The sequence below is a fragment of the Nonomuraea longispora genome (assembly GCF_004348345.1).
Lineage (GTDB): Bacteria > Actinomycetota > Actinomycetes > Streptosporangiales > Streptosporangiaceae > Nonomuraea > Nonomuraea longispora.
Genome location: NZ_SMJZ01000438.1, coordinates 1 through 1,230 on the forward strand (window position 1 = coordinate 1; position 1,230 = coordinate 1,230).

Below are 1,230 nucleotides of genomic sequence, written 5' to 3' on the forward strand. Positions count from 1 at the left end.
TCCACGGACGGGTGTTCGCGCTGAACACGCTCATCGCCTGGTCGACGCTGCCGATCGGGTTCGGGCTCGTGGCGCCGTACGGGGCGGCGGTGTTCGATCCGCTCGTGGCCCCGGACGGACCGCTCGCGTCCACGGCGGGCGTGCTGGTCGGCACCGGGGAGGGGCGCGGCGTCGGGCTGATGTACGTGCTGTTCGCGCTGGCGATGGCGGTGGTGGCGCTGGTCGCCCTGCGTTCCCGGCTGCCGTCGCTGGTCGACGGGGGCGCCGACGCGCTGCCCGACGACCTGGTGGGCCTACAGGCCCTCGGACGGCGTCCCCTCTAACGTCTCCTTCAGCGCCTGGAGGAAGAGCACGGCGTCCCGGCCGTTGATCAGGCGGTGGTCGTACGAGAGGCCGACCACCGCCACCGTACGCTCCCCCTCCCGCTGCGGGGAGGTGAGGGCGACGGCGCACGCCTGGCCGGGGAAGACGATCGGGACGGCCATGACGATGCCGGCGTCGTGGTGCAGGGTGACCACGATGGTGCCGCCCGCGAGCTGCTCCTCCCTGAACCCGCCGCGCTGGGCCAGTCTCCGGTACTCCGCCAGCTCACCGGCGATCTCGGCCACGGACTTCGTGCCGGCGTCCCGGATGACGGGGACGTAGAGCCCCGCGCCGAGATCGATCGTGACGCCCACGTGCGGCGACTCGGGCACGCTCGCCGTGCCTTCGTCGACGAGGGCCGCGAAGAACAACGGGAAGTCACGGTGCAGGCGGGCGACGGCGGAGATGAGCAGGTCGGGCAGGCCGACCAGCCTGCGCAGCCGCCGCGTGAGGTCGCGCGCCGCGGCGACGGCGTGCCCCACGTCCACCTTGACGGCAGTGTACGCGGCGGGCACCGTCTGGTGCGAGAGGCTCACGGCCCTGCCCACGGCCCGCTGGTTCGCGCTCAACGACCGCGGGCTCCTGCCGCTGCCCGGCCCGGCCGCGCCGTCGCTCCCAGGCGTGACGCGGGTGCCTCGGTCGATCTGCTCGGTGCCGCCGGGAGGACTCTCCTGGCGCGTCGGGGCCGCGGCGGCCAGGCGTTCGACGTCGGCGCGGCGCACCACCTTCACCGCGAGCGCGCGCACCCGCTCCGGGTCGACGCCCAGCTCGTCGATGAGCGCCTGAGCGGGCGCGGTGACCAGCGGCCCATCACCGGTTTCCGCCCCATTCGACGCGGCGGCGGACGCGGGCGGGTGGCGGGGAGGC

At 74.8% G+C, this 1,230-nt stretch carries 2 protein-coding genes; one reads left to right on the forward strand and one right to left on the reverse strand.

From position 1 onward, the window contains the following. A partial coding sequence (locus E1267_RS43810) for a hypothetical protein (RefSeq protein ID WP_132342226.1) occupies positions 1–323 on the forward strand: 323 nt, incomplete at its 5' end. Here the strand turns inward: E1267_RS43810 and E1267_RS43815 are convergent. Next, positions 294–1,230 (reverse strand): 2-oxo acid dehydrogenase subunit E2 (locus tag E1267_RS43815; protein WP_132342228.1); only part of this gene is annotated, 937 nt, incomplete at its 5' end. The two genes, E1267_RS43810 and E1267_RS43815, sit on opposite strands and share 30 nt — an antisense overlap.